The organism is Corynebacterium sp. MSK122 (assembly GCF_030229435.2).
GTDB classification, from domain to species: Bacteria; Actinomycetota; Actinomycetes; order Mycobacteriales; family Mycobacteriaceae; genus Corynebacterium; species Corynebacterium marquesiae.
Window position 1 is genome coordinate 37,477 of the sequence record NZ_JASPHV020000005.1, and the last position, 14,688, is coordinate 52,164.

At 57.9% G+C, this 14,688-nt stretch carries 14 protein-coding genes and 1 CRISPR repeat array; of the genes, 12 read left to right on the forward strand and 2 right to left on the reverse strand.

Annotated elements, in window-relative coordinates:
- Positions 1-133 precede the first annotated feature (133 nt).
- The 7 genes from cas9 to menE all read left to right on the forward strand — a co-directional run bounded on the left by cas9 (position 134) and on the right by menE (position 9,276).
- Positions 134-3,490 (forward strand): type II CRISPR RNA-guided endonuclease Cas9, encoded by a 3,357-nt coding sequence (cas9, locus tag QP934_RS03340; protein ID WP_419126798.1) that lies wholly within the window; start codon positions 134-136, stop codon positions 3,488-3,490.
- A 3-nt stretch (positions 3,491-3,493) separates the two neighbouring features.
- Positions 3,494-4,408 carry a type II CRISPR-associated endonuclease Cas1 gene (gene cas1 / locus QP934_RS03345; protein WP_340419722.1) on the forward strand — a complete coding sequence of 305 codons (915 nt, stop codon included), beginning with the start codon at positions 3,494-3,496 and terminating at the stop codon, positions 4,406-4,408.
- Positions 4,409-4,415: 7 nt separating this feature from the next.
- Positions 4,416-4,721 (forward strand): CRISPR-associated endonuclease Cas2, encoded by a 306-nt coding sequence (cas2, locus tag QP934_RS03350; protein WP_419126843.1) that lies wholly within the window; start codon positions 4,416-4,418, stop codon positions 4,719-4,721.
- Between the two features lie 50 nt (positions 4,722-4,771).
- Positions 4,772-6,213: a CRISPR direct-repeat array (repeat unit 36 nt; unit sequence GAAGTCTATCAGGGGTAATGAGAACTGAACCCCAGC).
- A gap of 67 nt (positions 6,214-6,280) precedes the next feature.
- The gene (locus tag QP934_RS03355; RefSeq protein WP_419126799.1) at positions 6,281-6,742 is read left to right on the forward strand and encodes a DIP1984 family protein; all 462 of its coding nucleotides are present in this window, start codon (positions 6,281-6,283) and stop codon (positions 6,740-6,742) included.
- Between the two features lie 293 nt (positions 6,743-7,035).
- Positions 7,036-8,004: a 1,4-dihydroxy-2-naphthoyl-CoA synthase gene (locus QP934_RS03360; protein WP_419126800.1), complete on the forward strand. Its 969-nt coding sequence runs from the start codon at positions 7,036-7,038 to the stop codon at positions 8,002-8,004.
- Positions 8,004-8,129: a hypothetical protein gene (locus QP934_RS03365; RefSeq protein ID WP_340419898.1), complete on the forward strand. Its 126-nt coding sequence runs from the start codon at positions 8,004-8,006 to the stop codon at positions 8,127-8,129. The genes QP934_RS03360 and QP934_RS03365 overlap by 1 nt, the downstream gene beginning before the upstream one ends.
- A 10-nt stretch (positions 8,130-8,139) precedes the next feature.
- Positions 8,140-9,276 (forward strand): o-succinylbenzoate--CoA ligase, encoded by a 1,137-nt coding sequence (menE, locus tag QP934_RS03370; RefSeq protein WP_419126801.1) that lies wholly within the window; start codon positions 8,140-8,142, stop codon positions 9,274-9,276.
- Here menE and QP934_RS03375 read toward each other — a convergent pair.
- Positions 9,273-9,956, reverse strand: a complete 684-nt coding sequence (locus QP934_RS03375; protein WP_419126802.1) for a metal-dependent transcriptional regulator — start codon at positions 9,954-9,956, stop codon at positions 9,273-9,275. The genes menE and QP934_RS03375 overlap by 4 nt on opposite strands.
- Positions 9,957-10,064: 108 nt before the next feature.
- Here QP934_RS03375 and QP934_RS03380 point away from each other — a divergent pair, with 108 nt between their 5' ends.
- From QP934_RS03380 to QP934_RS03400, 5 genes are read left to right on the forward strand one after another with little or no spacing between them, the layout of a single operon-like run.
- Complete coding sequence (locus QP934_RS03380) at positions 10,065-10,985, forward strand: metal ABC transporter substrate-binding protein (RefSeq protein ID WP_239194745.1); 921 nt, start codon at positions 10,065-10,067, stop codon at positions 10,983-10,985.
- Positions 10,985-11,695 carry a metal ABC transporter ATP-binding protein gene (locus QP934_RS03385; RefSeq protein WP_419126803.1) on the forward strand — a complete coding sequence of 237 codons (711 nt, stop codon included), beginning with the start codon at positions 10,985-10,987 and terminating at the stop codon, positions 11,693-11,695. The genes QP934_RS03380 and QP934_RS03385 overlap by 1 nt, the downstream gene beginning before the upstream one ends.
- Entirely contained in the window at positions 11,692-12,546 is an 855-nt protein-coding gene (locus QP934_RS03390; RefSeq protein WP_419126804.1) for a metal ABC transporter permease, read from the forward strand. Before QP934_RS03385 ends, QP934_RS03390 begins: the two co-directional genes overlap by 4 nt.
- Positions 12,543-13,370: a metal ABC transporter permease gene (locus QP934_RS03395; protein ID WP_419126805.1), complete on the forward strand. Its 828-nt coding sequence runs from the start codon at positions 12,543-12,545 to the stop codon at positions 13,368-13,370. The genes QP934_RS03390 and QP934_RS03395 overlap by 4 nt, the downstream gene beginning before the upstream one ends.
- 38 nt (positions 13,371-13,408) lie before the next feature.
- Positions 13,409-14,335: a 1,4-dihydroxy-2-naphthoate polyprenyltransferase gene (locus QP934_RS03400; RefSeq protein ID WP_284810968.1), complete on the forward strand. Its 927-nt coding sequence runs from the start codon at positions 13,409-13,411 to the stop codon at positions 14,333-14,335.
- Here QP934_RS03400 and QP934_RS03405 read toward each other — a convergent pair.
- Positions 14,332-14,658 carry a DUF4229 domain-containing protein gene (locus QP934_RS03405; RefSeq protein WP_284820894.1) on the reverse strand — a complete coding sequence of 109 codons (327 nt, stop codon included), beginning with the start codon at positions 14,656-14,658 and terminating at the stop codon, positions 14,332-14,334. The two genes, QP934_RS03400 and QP934_RS03405, sit on opposite strands and share 4 nt — an antisense overlap.
- Between the last annotated feature and the right edge of the window lie 30 nt (positions 14,659-14,688).

A 14,688-nucleotide genomic window follows, 5' to 3' on the forward strand; every position in this document is an offset into this window, starting at 1 on the left:
GGGGTTTAAACCTCTGATCACGTCCCCCTTATGGGTGAAACTCCGATTTAATTGGAGACATCGGTTTCTTAAAGGGCTAAAGTATGGCGTGAGAATTGAACCTCAGTAAGCGTCGGCTCGTTTCCGGCGTTGAATGCTCCAGCCGAACCTCCGGGTTCGGCTTTCTTTTTACCCGAAAGGAACTATTCCTGTGTCCGTCCCCTATCGCGTTGGAATCGATGTCGGAACCTTTTCTCTTGGATGCTCCGCAATTGAAGTTGATGAGAACGATCAACCGGTAAGAATTCTTAGTGCAGTATCCCTTATCCACGATTCCGGCCTAGATCCGGATCAGCAAAAGCGGGCAGTAACTAGACTGGCCTCCTCCGGCGTTGCGCGGCGAACCCGACGCCTCTACCGACGACGCCGCCACCGCATAATCAAGCTGGAAAAATTTCTCAAGGAACAAGGATGGGAAACTCTTCCCTTCGAACGCTACTCCGACCCATACTTTCCTTGGAAAGCCCGCGTCGCCTTAGTCAACGGCTATATCGATGATGCGGCCGAACGAGGCCGGTATTTATCAGTTGCGCTGCGCCACATTGCCAACCACCGCGGGTGGCGGAACCCTTATTGGAAAGTAACGAGCCTCTATTCACCAGGTGGCCCAAGCGAAGCGTTTGAACAAGTTCGAGCTGAATTAGAGTCTGCCAAAGGATATGAGATTCCATCTGACAGCACTGTCGGCCAGCTTATTTCTTTCGCACAGTTTGGCAAGGATCGACTTCGGGGAGGCGGGAAACAAAAAGATAAAAGCAAGCCACAAAGCGAGCTAAAGCAGGCAGTAATCTCCGCACGACTGCATCAAATCGACCATGCACGTGAGATTAACGAAATCTGTCGAGTCCAAAGGATTGACGATTCTTTACGGAAACGCATCCTTGATTTAGTGTTCGCTGCAGAGTCTCCGAAAGGTGCGCAGTTGGGCCGAGTGGGCAAAGATCCACTGCAACCGCGCTTCGATCGGGCGCTCAAGGCAACGGATGCTTTTCAGCGCTACCGCATTGCAGCTCTAACCGGAAACCTTCGGATTCACCGTGATGGTCACAATGACCGGCTAACCCATGAAGAGCGCCTTATTGTCTTCAACTATTTGGTGAACCTTGATCACAAAACCGAAGCGTCATGGTTGAATATAGCGGATATCTTGCATATTGACCGCGGACAACTACGCGGTACGGCAACAATGACAGATGACGGTGAGCGTGCCGGAGCTAAGCCTCCCGTCCACGACACCAACCGGACTATTTCTAGCTGCAAAGTGAAACCTCTCTCCCAATGGTGGGAAGGTGCATCCGATGATGAGCGTGCAGCAATGTTGAAATCGCTTTCTAATGCAGACGTCGAAGATCCTGATTCTCCGGCTGGTGCACAAGTACATGCATTCTTCGCCGAGTTAGATGAAACCGAACACGAAAAACTCGACGCCCTGCACCTTCCTATAGGACGCGCCGCTTACAGCGAGAACACTCTCACACGACTCACTACTCGTATGCTGGATAACAACGTAGACCTCTACGAAGCTCGTCTCGCAGAATTCAACATAGACAAAGACTGGGTACCTCCCGCACCGAGAATTGGCGAGCCTGTGGGCAATCCCGCCGTGGATCGGGTTCTCAAGGGCGTCGCCCGCTGGCTAGAAGCGGCTGCTGATGAATGGGGGGCCCCGAAATCAGTGGTAATTGAGCATGTACGTGATGGTTTTGTAAGCAAGGCTAAAGCAAACGAAATCGACCGTGAAAACAATGCTCGACACCGACGAAACCGTAAACTTTTCCAAGAAATGCAAGAGAAGCTCGGTATCGATGGCCCCGTCCGCAGCTCGGACCTTTGGCGGTTCCAATCAGTGCAGCGCCAAAACTGCCAATGTGCCTACTGTGGTTCCCCGATTACCTACTCCACGTGCGAAATGGACCACATCGTCCCTAGAGCAGGTGAGGGGTCCACTAACACACGAGATAATCTCGTTGCTGTATGCCATCGCTGTAACCTGTCTAAGAAAAACGTTCCGTTTGCAGCATGGGCTTCGAAATCCGAAATTCCCGGTGTCAACGTCAAAGAAGCCTTGGAGCGCACACGGCACTGGTCCGAAGATACTGGCATGTCTGCCAAAGATTTTAAGAAGTTCCGCAACAGTGTGTGCGAGCGTCTCAAGCGCACTACCGTAGACGAACCAATTGATGCCCGTTCAATGGAGTCTGTGGCATGGATGGCCAACGAACTTCGCGGACGAGTCGCGCAACGTTTCTCCGGTCAAGATACAAAAGTAAACGTCTATCGTGGCGCTCTGACTGCTGAAGCACGCCGTGCCGCCGGGATCTCCAACAAACTGCGATTCATCGACGGCTCTGGAAAGTCACGGCTTGACCGTCGTCACCACGCCGTCGACGCCGCAGTAGTCGCTTTTACACAAAACTATGTGGCAGAGACGCTCGCTATTCGGAGTAACAAGAAGCGAGAAGCACAACTACTGCAGGCCGCCCCACAATGGAAAGAGTTCACCGGGGCCGATGAAGCACACCGTTCAGCTTGGAATGCGTGGCTTCCTAAAATGCAGAAACTCGCTGTTCTTCTCCAAGCTGGATTAGATGAGGACACAATTGTCGTTACCTCCAATCTCCGCCTCCGCCTTGGCAACGGCCGCGCGCACGAAGACACCATCGGCGAGCTAAAAAAGGTCCGAGTAGGCGAAGCAATCTCCGCTACAGACATTGACCGTGCTGCGACGGAAGCACTCTGGTGTGCACTCACCCGAGAAGAAGACTTTGATGAAAAAGAGGGGCTTCCGGCTAACCCTCAGCGCAAAATTCGTGTTAACGGAACCTGGTTCGAGGCGGAGGATGAGATAGAAATATTCCCTGTAGGTGCCGGTGCAATCAAGCTAAGAGGAGGCTATGCAAAGCTTAGCCGCTTCCATCACGCGCGCATTTTCAAGATTCCTGGCAAAAAGAAGCCTACCTATTGCATGCTGCGCGTTTACACCACTGATCTGAACAAGCACCGTCACGAAGATCTTTTCGCAGTTGACTTAAAGCCACAGACAATGTCTGTCCGGCAGGCTGAGCCCAAGCTGCGCAAAGCCTTAGCAGCCGGAACCGCCGAGTATTTAGGCTGGATCGTTGTAGATGACGAGCTAATCGTCGATACATCACAGTTTGCCACAGGTCAGATCTCCGAGATGCAAAGTGAGTTTGGCCAGGTTAAGCGCTGGAGAGTTGATGGCTTCGATTCAAATTCAAGACTCCGGTTGCGTCCTTTGCAAATAAGTGCGGAAGGCCTCAGCGAATCGGTTTCCGAGGGCACAAAGGAAATCATCGACATGCGAGGCTGGCGTTCGGCAATCAATAAGCTCTTTACCGAAGGAGAAGTCACGGTGATCAGACGCGATTCACTTGGAAGAGTTCGGCTCAACAGTGCTGCGCACCTCCCTGTTACTTGGAAGGCTGAGTAGCTGATGAACGCTGGATGGCGGGTTGTTGATTGCCTCAATCTCAATGGGTCCTTGAAGTATTCGAGAGGGCAGTTAGTCATCCAGCGTGACGACTCGCCCGACGTCGCATTACCTCTCTCACAGATAGCAGTCGTACTGATTGGAGTTAAGAGCTCAGTTAGCGGCGCTATCCTACAAAAATTTGGCGAATACGATATTTCTCTTCTTGTATGCGATTGGCGCAATGTCCCAGTATCAGGGGCCTACCCTTGGAATCAGCATTCACGCACTGGCGCACGCAAACAAGCGCAAGCTCAACTTCCAATCCCAAAGAAAAAGCAAGCATGGACGCGGATCGTAGCATCAAAAATCCACGGACAAGCTGCGGTCCTTTGTGCTTTAGAAAAGCCCGGATCGAACGAACTGATGAGGATGTCACGGTCTATTAGATCAGGAGATCCGGAGAATAAGGAAGCACAAGCAGCTCGAAAGTACTGGTCATTTATTTCTCACAATGAGAGTTTCTCTCGACTTCCCGGAGCAGGCGACCCCGGTTGGAACTCAGCTCTTGATTACGGCTATACCCTTTTGAGGGGTTATGGAATTCGCGCTATTTCAGGCGCGGGTTTATCAGGTGCACTTGGAGTTTTTCATCACGGCCGTGGCAATAACTGGGCGCTTGTAGATGATCTTATGGAGCCGTTCCGACCGATGGTGGACCAGATCGTATTTACACATATCTCTTATGGTGAGCCCCTCGAAGCTACCCAAAAAGCAGCGATCTCTTCAAGAATAAATAGCGCTTTCGACGAAACAGGAAGGTCCTTGACGACAGCGTTTAATGAATTCGGACAACACTACGGATTATATGTTGAAGGGAAAGTGCGCGATCTCAGCGTTCCCAGATGGGAAGGAATCCTCGATGCCAGCGAAGGATAGTGAGCCCATGTGGTGCGTTGTGATGTTCGACCTCCCGGTGAAGTCCAAGAAGCAGACAAGAGAAGCTAACAGATTTCGCAACCATCTACTTGACCTCGGTTTCTGCAGATCTCAATTAAGCGTTTACGTTCAATACTTTCCGTTGGCCTCTCGCATCGCATCAACCGTAAAACAAATTAAGACGAATCTACCGGATGGTGGCGACGTCAGGATCATCTCAATCACTGACAATCAATGGGCAAAAGCCATCAGATTTTCCAAGTCTGAGCCTGCACCTGTAGAAGATACGCCCTCTCAACTCGTAATTTTTTAGGCAAGATCGCCCAACAAACCCCAGCTAAACGGCCATATTTTGGCCGCGCTGAAGTCTATCAGGGGTAATGAGAACTGAACCCCAGCATGCGCATCAACGATTAGCGCCCGGGGGGAAGTCTATCAGGGGTAATGAGAACTGAACCCCAGCCGCTCGCGTACCTTATGCGAACGTCCAAGAAGTCTATCAGGGGTAATGAGAACTGAACCCCAGCGCGTGTGCCATTTATGCGGAATGCCCGGGAAGTCTATCAGGGGTAATGAGAACTGAACCCCAGCAGAAGGCGCGTGACTTCTTCCCGTTCTCGAAGTCTATCAGGGGTAATGAGAACTGAACCCCAGCTGAAATGCCGTTTAAATTTGTCCCCGATGAAGTCTATCAGGGGTAATGAGAACTGAACCCCAGCACGCCGAATACCTAGGCGACTACAAAGGGAAGTCTATCAGGGGTAATGAGAACTGAACCCCAGCTAGAAGTCGATGACAACGGCCGGTTTGTGAAGTCTATCAGGGGTAATGAGAACTGAACCCCAGCAAACAGATTGCCGACATTGACAGCAAGGGAAGTCTATCAGGGGTAATGAGAACTGAACCCCAGCTATGGCTAAGGCCTTCCAATTGGTACAGGAAGTCTATCAGGGGTAATGAGAACTGAACCCCAGCCAATGGCAGAAAGCTATGCGTACGAAACGAAGTCTATCAGGGGTAATGAGAACTGAACCCCAGCATATCTTGGCATTAGTCCAATATGTCCTGAAGTCTATCAGGGGTAATGAGAACTGAACCCCAGCCATAGCCCGTGGCCCGTAAGCGCGATAAGAAGTCTATCAGGGGTAATGAGAACTGAACCCCAGCGTAGGCAGCACAATAAGCAACTAGCCGCGAAGTCTATCAGGGGTAATGAGAACTGAACCCCAGCACGGTGGCCTATGAGACCGCGACAGAGTGAAGTCTATCAGGGGTAATGAGAACTGAACCCCAGCCCTCGTGCTCGCTGGTATAGGTGGCCAAGAAGTCTATCAGGGGTAATGAGAACTGAACCCCAGCTAGCCGATTGTTCTTAGGCATGTTGGTTGAAGTCTATCAGGGGTAATGAGAACTGAACCCCAGCTGGACGTTGACGGGCTAGCGATGGGCGGAAGTCTATCAGGGGTAATGAGAACTGAACCCCAGCTTCGGATACGGCTAAAAATTCCCATAAGGAAGTCTATCAGGGGTAATGAGAACTGAACCCCAGCTTATTCAGATACGTTGTCATTATTGTTTGAAGTCTATCAGGGGTAATGAGAACTGAACCCCAGCATCATGTGGGATACCGACGTATCCGATGAAGTCTATCAGGGGTAATGAGAACTGAACCCCAGCAAGATTGGCTAACGAATTATCGCCGCCCGAAGTCTATCAGGGGTAATGAGAACTGAACCCCAGCACCAACACGGACTCCATTCTCCGCGTTGTAAGTCTATCAGGGGTAATGAGAACTGAACCCCAGCCCGGTAACCATTGACCCCTCCCCCGCTCTGCGCTATTTTGGGAACCTATACCAATAGAGGAGGAATTATGCTGCTAGCTGAGGCATTAGCGGAACGCGCCCAGGCGCAGGAGCGCCTCAATAGCCTGCACGAGCGGCTGCTCGCCGTGGTTCGCGTGCAGGAGGGCGATACCCCGGAGGAGGATCCGCAGGAGCTGCTGCGCGAGCTCGACGGCGTGGCTGGGCGCATCGATGAGCTGGTTCAGGCCATTAATGCGACGAATATCGCCACCGCCTTCGATGAGAAGATGAACCTGATGGAAGCCCTCGCGCTGCGCGACGGCCTTTTGCGCAAGCGCCGCATCTACCACGACTTGGCACAGCGTGCGGGCACGCGCTCGGATCGCTATTCCCGCAACGAGATTAAGTTTGTCTCCACCATCCCGGTGGCGGATATGCGCAAGCGCGTCGACGATCTATCTAAGCAGTACCGCGAGCTAGATACCCGCATCCAGCAGCTGAACTGGAATACCGAACTGAAAAACGGATAGTCATATCGCGCGCTGCTTAAAGCGCGCGATGGTAGCCCACACACCTGCAGCGAGCAGGCCCCCACCCTGGAGGGGAAATTCCTGGGACACAGGCCCCCTTTAGCGCTTTAAGGGGCGGGGAGTTCGAGTCTCCCCACGGCATGGAGTACCGCGCTGGTATGGCGTACACGGGTACATTGCGAGGCGAAGCCCTCGTAGTATCGCGTATTGATTATTACCGGCCTGCTGGGCAGCGTGTGTGGGTGAGGGTTGGGAATGGGGACTATTCTTCTTTTGCCACTAAGCTGGCCTTTATGAGCGAGCAGAGAAAGTACAGCACCGATAATCCCTTTCGATCGGAATTGTGGCATACCGTAGAAGGGTTTGAAGACCTGACGGATATCACCTATCACCGGCTCAACGGCGAGGGCCGCAAGAACGGCATCGTGCGCATTGCCTTTGACCGCCCGGAGGTGCGCAATGCGTTTCGCCCGCATACCGTAGACGAGCTCTACCGTGCCTTGGATCACGCACGCCGCACGCCGGATGTGGGCACGATTTTGCTCACCGGCAATGGGCCGTCCGAAAAGGATGGCGGCTGGGCGTTTTGTTCCGGCGGCGACCAGCGCATTCGCGGCCGCTCCGGATACCGCTACGCCACCGAGCACGCCCATGATGACGCCACCGCGGATGAATCCACCGTGGACACTGCCCGCGAGAAGGTGGAGGGCGGACGCTTGCATATCCTCGAGGTCCAACGCCTTATCCGCACCATGCCCAAGGTGGTCATCGCCGTGGTCAATGGTTGGGCGGCCGGCGGCGGACACTCGCTGCACGTGGTCTGCGATATGACGGTCGCCTCCCGCCAAGAGGCGCGCTTCAAGCAGACGGATGCGGACGTGGGATCCTTCGACGCCGGCTATGGCTCGGCGTACCTGGCCAAGATGGTGGGCCAGAAATTCGCCCGCGAAATCTTCTTCTTGGGCCGCACCTACGATGCCCAGCGCATGTTTGAGATGGGCGCGGTCAACGAGGTCGCGGACCACGCCGAGCTTGAAGACGCCGCCATCCGCATGGGCCAGGAGATTAATATGAAATCCCCCACCGCCCAGCGCATGCTGAAATTCGCCTTCAACCTCACCGATGATGGCCTGATGGGCCAGCAAGTCTTCGCCGGCGAGGCCACCCGCCTGGCCTATATGACCGACGAGGCTGTCGAGGGCAAGGAGTCCTTCCTAGAAAAGCGCGAGCCCAACTGGGATAGCTTCCCGTACTACTACTAATGCTTATCGCTTTTTGTATCGGCATTGCCGTCGTTGCCACGGGTGCGCTCGTGGTCGGGCGCATTGTGTTGCTGCGCGGCATACGCAAGGCGAAAAAAGACGAATCCCGCCCCTTCGACGGTTAAAATCGCCTCCGTGACTATCCTCTCCCCGCTTCCGGTTGATCCGCATAACCCGGCCAGCATCCTCCCCGATTTGGAGGCCGCCATTGCTGGCCAAGGGTGCTTTTTACCGCTCCCGCTTGCCGACGCCACCCGTGCCACCCTCCTGCGCAATACCCAACGCGCCGGCGAGCCCATAGACCCAGACATCGCACTCGTGATGTCCACCTCTGGCTCCACCGGCACGCCGAAGGGCGCGCAGCTTACCCCAGCAAACCTGGTAGCCAGCGCTGATGCCACCCACCAGGTGCTCGGCGGCACCGGCCAGTGGTTACTCGCCATGCCGGCCCACCACATCGCCGGCATCCAGGTGCTGGTGCGCTCGCTGGTAGCGGGCGTCGATCCGCTATGCATGGATCTCAGCGAGGGCTTCGATATCCCTACCTTCGCCCGCGCGGCCGCAGAGCTCGACCGCACTGGCGACCGCACCTATACCGCGCTGACCCCGCTGCAATTGGCCAAGGCCATGGATTCGGTCGAGGGGATCGACGCGCTGCGCACTTTCGATGCCATCCTGGTCGGCGGCGCAGCCATCAACCCGCGCCTGCGCGCAGCGGCCGAGGAGCTGGGCATTGCAGTAGTGGCGACGTATGGATCCTCCGAAACCGCCGGTGGCTGCGTCTACGATGGCCGGCCGATTCCCGGCGCGCAGGTCCGCGTCCAGGACGGCCGCATCCTCTTGGGCGGGCCCACCATCGCCCACGGCTACCGCAACGCGCCCGAGCACCAGGCCTTCCGCGAGCCAGGCTGGTTCGCCACTTCCGACGGCGGCTTCATCGACGCCGGCACCCTCACCGTCACCGGCCGACTGGATAATGTCATCGATTCCGGTGGCCTCAAGCTGCATCCCGAGGCGCTAGAAACCGAAATCCTCAAGGTTAAGGGCGTGGACCATGCCTGCGTCGTCGGCGTGCCGCACCCGCGGCTCGGCCAGGCAATCATGGCGGCGTATACCGGCTGGGCCGATATCGGCGATATCCTCGAAGCCCTCGAGGACGCCGAGCTTCCCCGCTGGCAGATACCGAAAGACATCAAGCGCCTTGCGGAATTTCCCACGGCCGGGCCAGGCAAGATAGACCGCCGGGCGGTGGCGCGCATCTTCGGCGCTTAGCCACCTTCCACGTCGCGCACCGCGATATCGCGCGCCGCGGATTCACCGAGGGAAAAGCTGGCCCCATTATCCACGCTGACCTCTAGGAGGCCGGCTACCGGCGGGGCAACGACGGTCAGCCGCACGCCCGGACGCACCCCGTGTTTGTCCAAGTAGCGCAGGAATTCGCCATCGGCGTCATTGACCTGTTCCATGGTGACGGGAGAGTTGGGTGGGACGTCGGCAAGCGAAATGCGCGAGAGCGGCTCAGCCGTGCCATCGGCCGCCGGAATGGGATCGCCGTGGGGATCGCGCGCAGGGGCGCCGAGGAAAGCATCGATGCGCTCGACAAACCTATCGGAGGTCGCATGCTCTAGCATTTCGGCTTCCTCATGCACCTCGTCCCAGGTATAGCCCAAGGTGCGTACCAAAAAGGTCTCGAGCAGGCGGTGGCGGCGCACCATAGCCACGGCCAATTCGCGACCTTCCCTGACCAGCCGGACGCCAAAGTAACGCTCGTGTTCCACGAGTCCCTTGGCCGCGAGGCGCTTGACGGCCTCGGAGGTGGTGGGCAGCTTTTGGCCGGCAGCCTTGGCCAGATCACCGAGCGGCATGGTGGTATCGCGTCCCGCTTTTTCCTCGTGGTTCCACAAAATCTTGAGGTAATCCTGGGTGCGTTCGGGCAGCTCGCTTACGTGCATTCACCCCATCGTAGTTCATCCTATTGCTTCCATCAGCTTCAATATGTATGTTTTTAGAAGTTCACTTCATTGAACTTTGGTATTCATTTCTAATTTAAGGACTTTTCTTTGCAGAAAACCACCGCACTTCCCCTCGCCGTACTGCTCGCCGCTACTACGCTAACGGCCTGCTCAAGCGGCGATGACAACCACGGAGATAGCCTAAAAATCTTCGCCACCACCGGCTACTTGGCCGATGCTGCAGCCAACCTCGCCCCCGAAGCCGATATCACCACCATGGTCGGCCCCGGCGGTGATCCGCACACCTACCAGCCCACCACGCACGATATTGAGGCTATGAAGGACGCCGACCTCGTACTCTGGAATGGCCTCCACCTCGAGGCCCAGATGGTGGACCAGCTCAAGTCCCTGGGAGACAAGCAGCTCGCGGTGGGCGATCAGCTCGATGAACAAGATCTCCTGCCCTGGCCGGAACAAGGAAAGGGCGGCGAGCAACTCTATGATCCGCATATCTGGAATAGCCCCAAGCTGTGGAGCCAGGCCGTCGAGAGCATCGGCGACAAACTTGGCGATATCGATTCCGAGCACGCCGCGGACTACTCCACTGCCGCCGATAACTACGAAAGCCAGATCGCCGCTGCACAAGACAAGGCTAAGAAGGAACTCGCTGCTGCGAAGCCCCGGGTGCTCATCACCGGCCATGATGCTTTCAACTACTTTGGCAAAACCTTCGACTTTGACATCCACGCCACCGATTTCGTGACCACCGAGGCCACAAAATCCGCCACCGAGATTTCCGCTCTGGCCGATACCATCGCCGATAAGAAGGTCCCCGTCATCTTCAAGGACAATCAAGCCAACCCACAGGCCATCACCTCGCTGCAGCAGGCCGTGGAGTCCCGCGGTTGGAAGGTTACCGTCTCGGACGAGGAGCTCTTCGCCGATACCCTCGGACCCGACGCGCCCACCGATACCTACCTGGGGGCTTTCGAGCACAACGCACACACCGTGGCAAAGGCCTTAAGCTAATGCTGCGCGCCACCCACCTCACCGCAGGCTATCCGCGCACGCCCCTGCTTGCCGACGCCACCTTTGCCCTCACTCCCGCCACCATCACCGGCCTCGTGGGCGCCAACGGCTCCGGCAAGTCCACCCTTGTGCGCACCTTGGTGGGCTTGCTTCCACCGCTTAACTGCGAATCGCTCACCTTTGATGGCACCAACCTTGCCCATTTCCGCCACCGGCTCGGTTACATGCCGCAGCACGCGGATATCGATTGGGATTTTCCGGCCACGGCCTTCGACGTCGCGCTTATGGGCCGCACCGCCGGCCTGCGCTGGTGGCAGTGGCCGAGCCGCGCCGATAAGCGCGTCGCTCACGACGCGCTCGCCCGCACCGGAATGCAAGAGCACTCGCACCTGCCCATTTCGGCCTTGTCCGGCGGGCAGCGCCAGCGCGTCTTACTCGCTCGCACGCTCGTGAGCGATCCTGAGCTCATTATCTTGGATGAGCCCTTTGCTGGGGTCGACGCCGCAAGCCAGCGCGCCATCATGGAGGTACTGCAGAATCTGCGCGCCGATGGCGCCACCATCTTGCTGGTCCATCACAACTTGGCAGAAGTCGCCGATTTCTGTGATGAGGTCCTCATGGTGGGCCAAGGCCACCTCATCGCGGCCGGGCCTACTAAGCAGGTGCTCACCGAATCCGCCATCGCCGACATGTTTTGCCTGCCCTCATGAACCCACTAGAACTCTTTCAGGATTTCACCTATACGCAGGCGCTTTGGGGCACCGTACTCATCGGAGCCTGCGCCGGCGCGCTCGGCCCGCTGGTCTATGTGCGCCGCACCAGCCTGCTCGCTGATGCCATCTCGCATTCCTCCCTGCCTGGCCTGCTGGTCGCCTTCGTCGTGGCCACGGCCTTAGGGTGGGACGGCCGCAATATCTGGCTGCTTTCTGCCGGCGCCATCCTCACCGGCACACTGGCCGTCGGCTGTATTCACCTGATTCCACGGCTGGCCCCGCTCGGCCCAACCACCGCGATGGCCGCTACGCTTACCACATTCTTCTCCATCGGCATGCTGCTCATGCAGCATATTTCCCGCCAGCCCTTGCCCGGCAAGGCCGGCATCCAAGATTACCTGCTGGGAAACGCGTCCACGCTCACGCGCGCCGATGTGAGTTCTGCGCTCGTCATTGGCGGCGGCGTCTTGCTAATTCTTTCTTCGGTACACACTCGGCAAGCCACCGTCGCCTTTGACGCCCCCTTTGCCCGCGTAGCCGGCATTCGCACCATGGCCTTAAATGCCCTCAGCTTCCTCTCCTTAACCGCCGTCACGGTTATAGGCGTCAAGGTGGTCGGCGTGGTCCTCATGGTGGCCGTAATCATCAGCCCGGCCGCGGCCGCCCGCCCCTGGGTTCACCGCCTGCTTCCCTTCATTGCACTAGCCGGCTTCCTAGGCGCGCTTACTGCCGCCGTGGGTTGCTACCTTTCTATCGCCTTTGGCCCGCTGCCTACCGGCCCCATCATCGTGCTGGTGCAAGCCGCCACCGTAGCGTTCAGCCTCGTCACCAGAAAGCTTCGACCATGACCCTTGCCGCTACCGCTTGCCTGCTTGCCGTCCTTACCGCCGTAACATGCGCGCTGCCCGGCACTTTTGTAGTTCTACAGGGACAGGCCATGCTTATCGACGGCATCGGTCATGCCGTCCTCCCCGGCATCGCCGTGGGCTACCTTTTAACCTCCGATATCGACTCCCCGCTGCTGCTTATTACCGCCGCGGCCGGTGCCCTGGCCGTCGCGCTCGGCACGCGGTGGCTGCAGCGCAGCGCGCTGGTTACTGCCGATGCCGCCCTAGGCCTCATCTTCCCCGCCCTCTTTGCCGCCGGCGTCATCCTCATCTCTACCCGAATGAGCCACGTACATATCGATGTCCACGCCGTCTTGGTTGGCGATGTTAACCTCGCCGCCTTTTCCAATCCCCACTACTGCTATGTCATGGCCGCCGTGCTCGCCGCGAATGCGATCTTTTTTGCCCTTTCCCTGCCGCGTCTTGCTGCTATATCTTTTGACGCCGCGTTCTGCACCGTGCGCGGGGTCCGCTCCCGTGCTGTACAGACAGCGTTTATGGCGGTAGTTGCCTGCACGGCTACTGCCGCTTTTCACGCCGCCGGCGCCATGCTGGTAATCGCCTTGATGGTCTTTCCCACCATGACCGCGCGGCTTTTCACCCGCCGCGTGCCTACCCTAATGCTCACCGCTTGCGGCATCGCGGCACTCAGCGCAGTCGCAGGATTCTGGCTGGCCTATTGGCTTGATGCGGCCACCTCCGCCGCGATGACGGTCACCAATGCCACTCTTTTCTTCGCGGCACTAGCCGCCTATCGGCTGCGCCGTCGCGCCTACCTTGGCTAATTGCCGCCCGCGCGTGACGCAGTGGCACAATAGTGGCTATGTCTGCCTCCAAGTCTGCCCCGCATTCCAAGGACCATTCCGCCGGCCGTTTCTCCGCCACTGCCCAGGATTGGCTCGAGGGCGCACGCCCACATACCTGGGCTAATGCGTTCGCGCCCGTCGTTGCGGGCACCGGCGCGGCATTCGGCATCGACGGCGGCCACGTGGGCCGCGCGCTCCTCGCACTCATCGTGGCATGGGCGCTTATCATCGGCGTGAACTACGCCAATGACTATTCCGATGGCATCCGCGGCACTGACGATGACCGCACCGGTCCCCAGCGTCTCACTGGCGGCGGCCTGGCCCGCCCGCAGCAGGTGAAACTCGCCGCCTTCGCCGCGTTCGCTGTGGCCGGGATCGCCGGCATCGCGCTGTCTTTTGCAGCGCACGCCTGGTGGCTCATCCTCGTCGGCGCGCTGTGCATCGCCGGCGCGTGGTTTTATACCGGCGGCAAGAACCCGTATGGCTATCGCGGGCTCGGCGAGGTCGCCGTCTTTATCTTCTTCGGGCTCGTCGCCGTGCTCGGCACCGAATTCACCCAGGCCGGCCGCCTGTCATGGTCGGGCCTCGCGCTGGCCGTGGGCATCGGCGCGATGAGCTCCGGCGTCAACTTGGTCAACAATATCCGCGATATTCCCTCCGACGCCGAAACCGGCAAGATTACGCTCGCCGTGCGGCTTGGCAACGAGAAGGCGCGCCTGCTCTTTACGGTGCTGCTCCTGCTGCCTTTCTTGCTGACTATCGGCATTGCCTTTGGTAGCTGGCTCGCACTCGCCGGCCTGGTCTATTTCCCCTTCGCGCTGCGCGCCATCCGCACCGTCAACCGCGGCGCCCAAGGCCCAGAGCTTATCCCCGTGCTCGGCCTGACCGGCCGCGCGATGCTCCTGTGGGCGATTATCGAGGCCGCCGCGCTCATCCTCGTCTAGTCCTGCGCGGCGCGGCCTTCCAGCTCCGCCTGGACCCAGCGCTTGTGGGCCTTGCGCTGGGCGGAGTACTCGGCCAGCGTCTGGGTGGCCTCGATGCGCCACTTTTTAAAGATCAGCATCGATAGCGGCAGCGCCACAAAGAGCGCCAGCAGCGCCGCGATGAGCACCGGGATGGGAAAGCCGATGGCGAAGGCCAAAAGCTCAATCACCACGGTCAAAGCGATAAAAAGTACTACGCGGGCGAGCCCGTACTTCCACAGCGCCGCGCGCGAACGGCGGCGCAGTTCTGGGTCCGGCTTGGGTGGCTCAGGATTATGCGTCATGGGGGTTGATTGTACGCGGTGCAGGTAAGA

Coding starts and splice junctions, on each gene's coding strand:
- cas9 (WP_419126798.1), top strand. CDS start 134: ATGCTCCAGCCGAACCTCCGGGTTCGGCTTTCTTTTTACCCGAAAGGA.
- cas1 (WP_340419722.1), top strand. CDS start 3,494: ATGAACGCTGGATGGCGGGTTGTTGATTGCCTCAATCTCAATGGGTCC.
- cas2 (WP_419126843.1), top strand. CDS start 4,416: ATGTGGTGCGTTGTGATGTTCGACCTCCCGGTGAAGTCCAAGAAGCAG.
- QP934_RS03355 (WP_419126799.1), top strand. CDS start 6,281: ATGCTGCTAGCTGAGGCATTAGCGGAACGCGCCCAGGCGCAGGAGCGC.
- QP934_RS03360 (WP_419126800.1), top strand. CDS start 7,036: ATGAGCGAGCAGAGAAAGTACAGCACCGATAATCCCTTTCGATCGGAA.
- QP934_RS03365 (WP_340419898.1), top strand. CDS start 8,004: ATGCTTATCGCTTTTTGTATCGGCATTGCCGTCGTTGCCACGGGTGCG.
- QP934_RS03375 (WP_419126802.1), bottom strand. CDS start 9,956: ATGCACGTAAGCGAGCTGCCCGAACGCACCCAGGATTACCTCAAGATT.
- QP934_RS03385 (WP_419126803.1), top strand. CDS start 10,985: ATGCTGCGCGCCACCCACCTCACCGCAGGCTATCCGCGCACGCCCCTG.
- QP934_RS03390 (WP_419126804.1), top strand. CDS start 11,692: ATGAACCCACTAGAACTCTTTCAGGATTTCACCTATACGCAGGCGCTT.
- QP934_RS03395 (WP_419126805.1), top strand. CDS start 12,543: ATGACCCTTGCCGCTACCGCTTGCCTGCTTGCCGTCCTTACCGCCGTA.
- QP934_RS03400 (WP_284810968.1), top strand. CDS start 13,409: ATGTCTGCCTCCAAGTCTGCCCCGCATTCCAAGGACCATTCCGCCGGC.
- QP934_RS03405 (WP_284820894.1), bottom strand. CDS start 14,658: ATGACGCATAATCCTGAGCCACCCAAGCCGGACCCAGAACTGCGCCGC.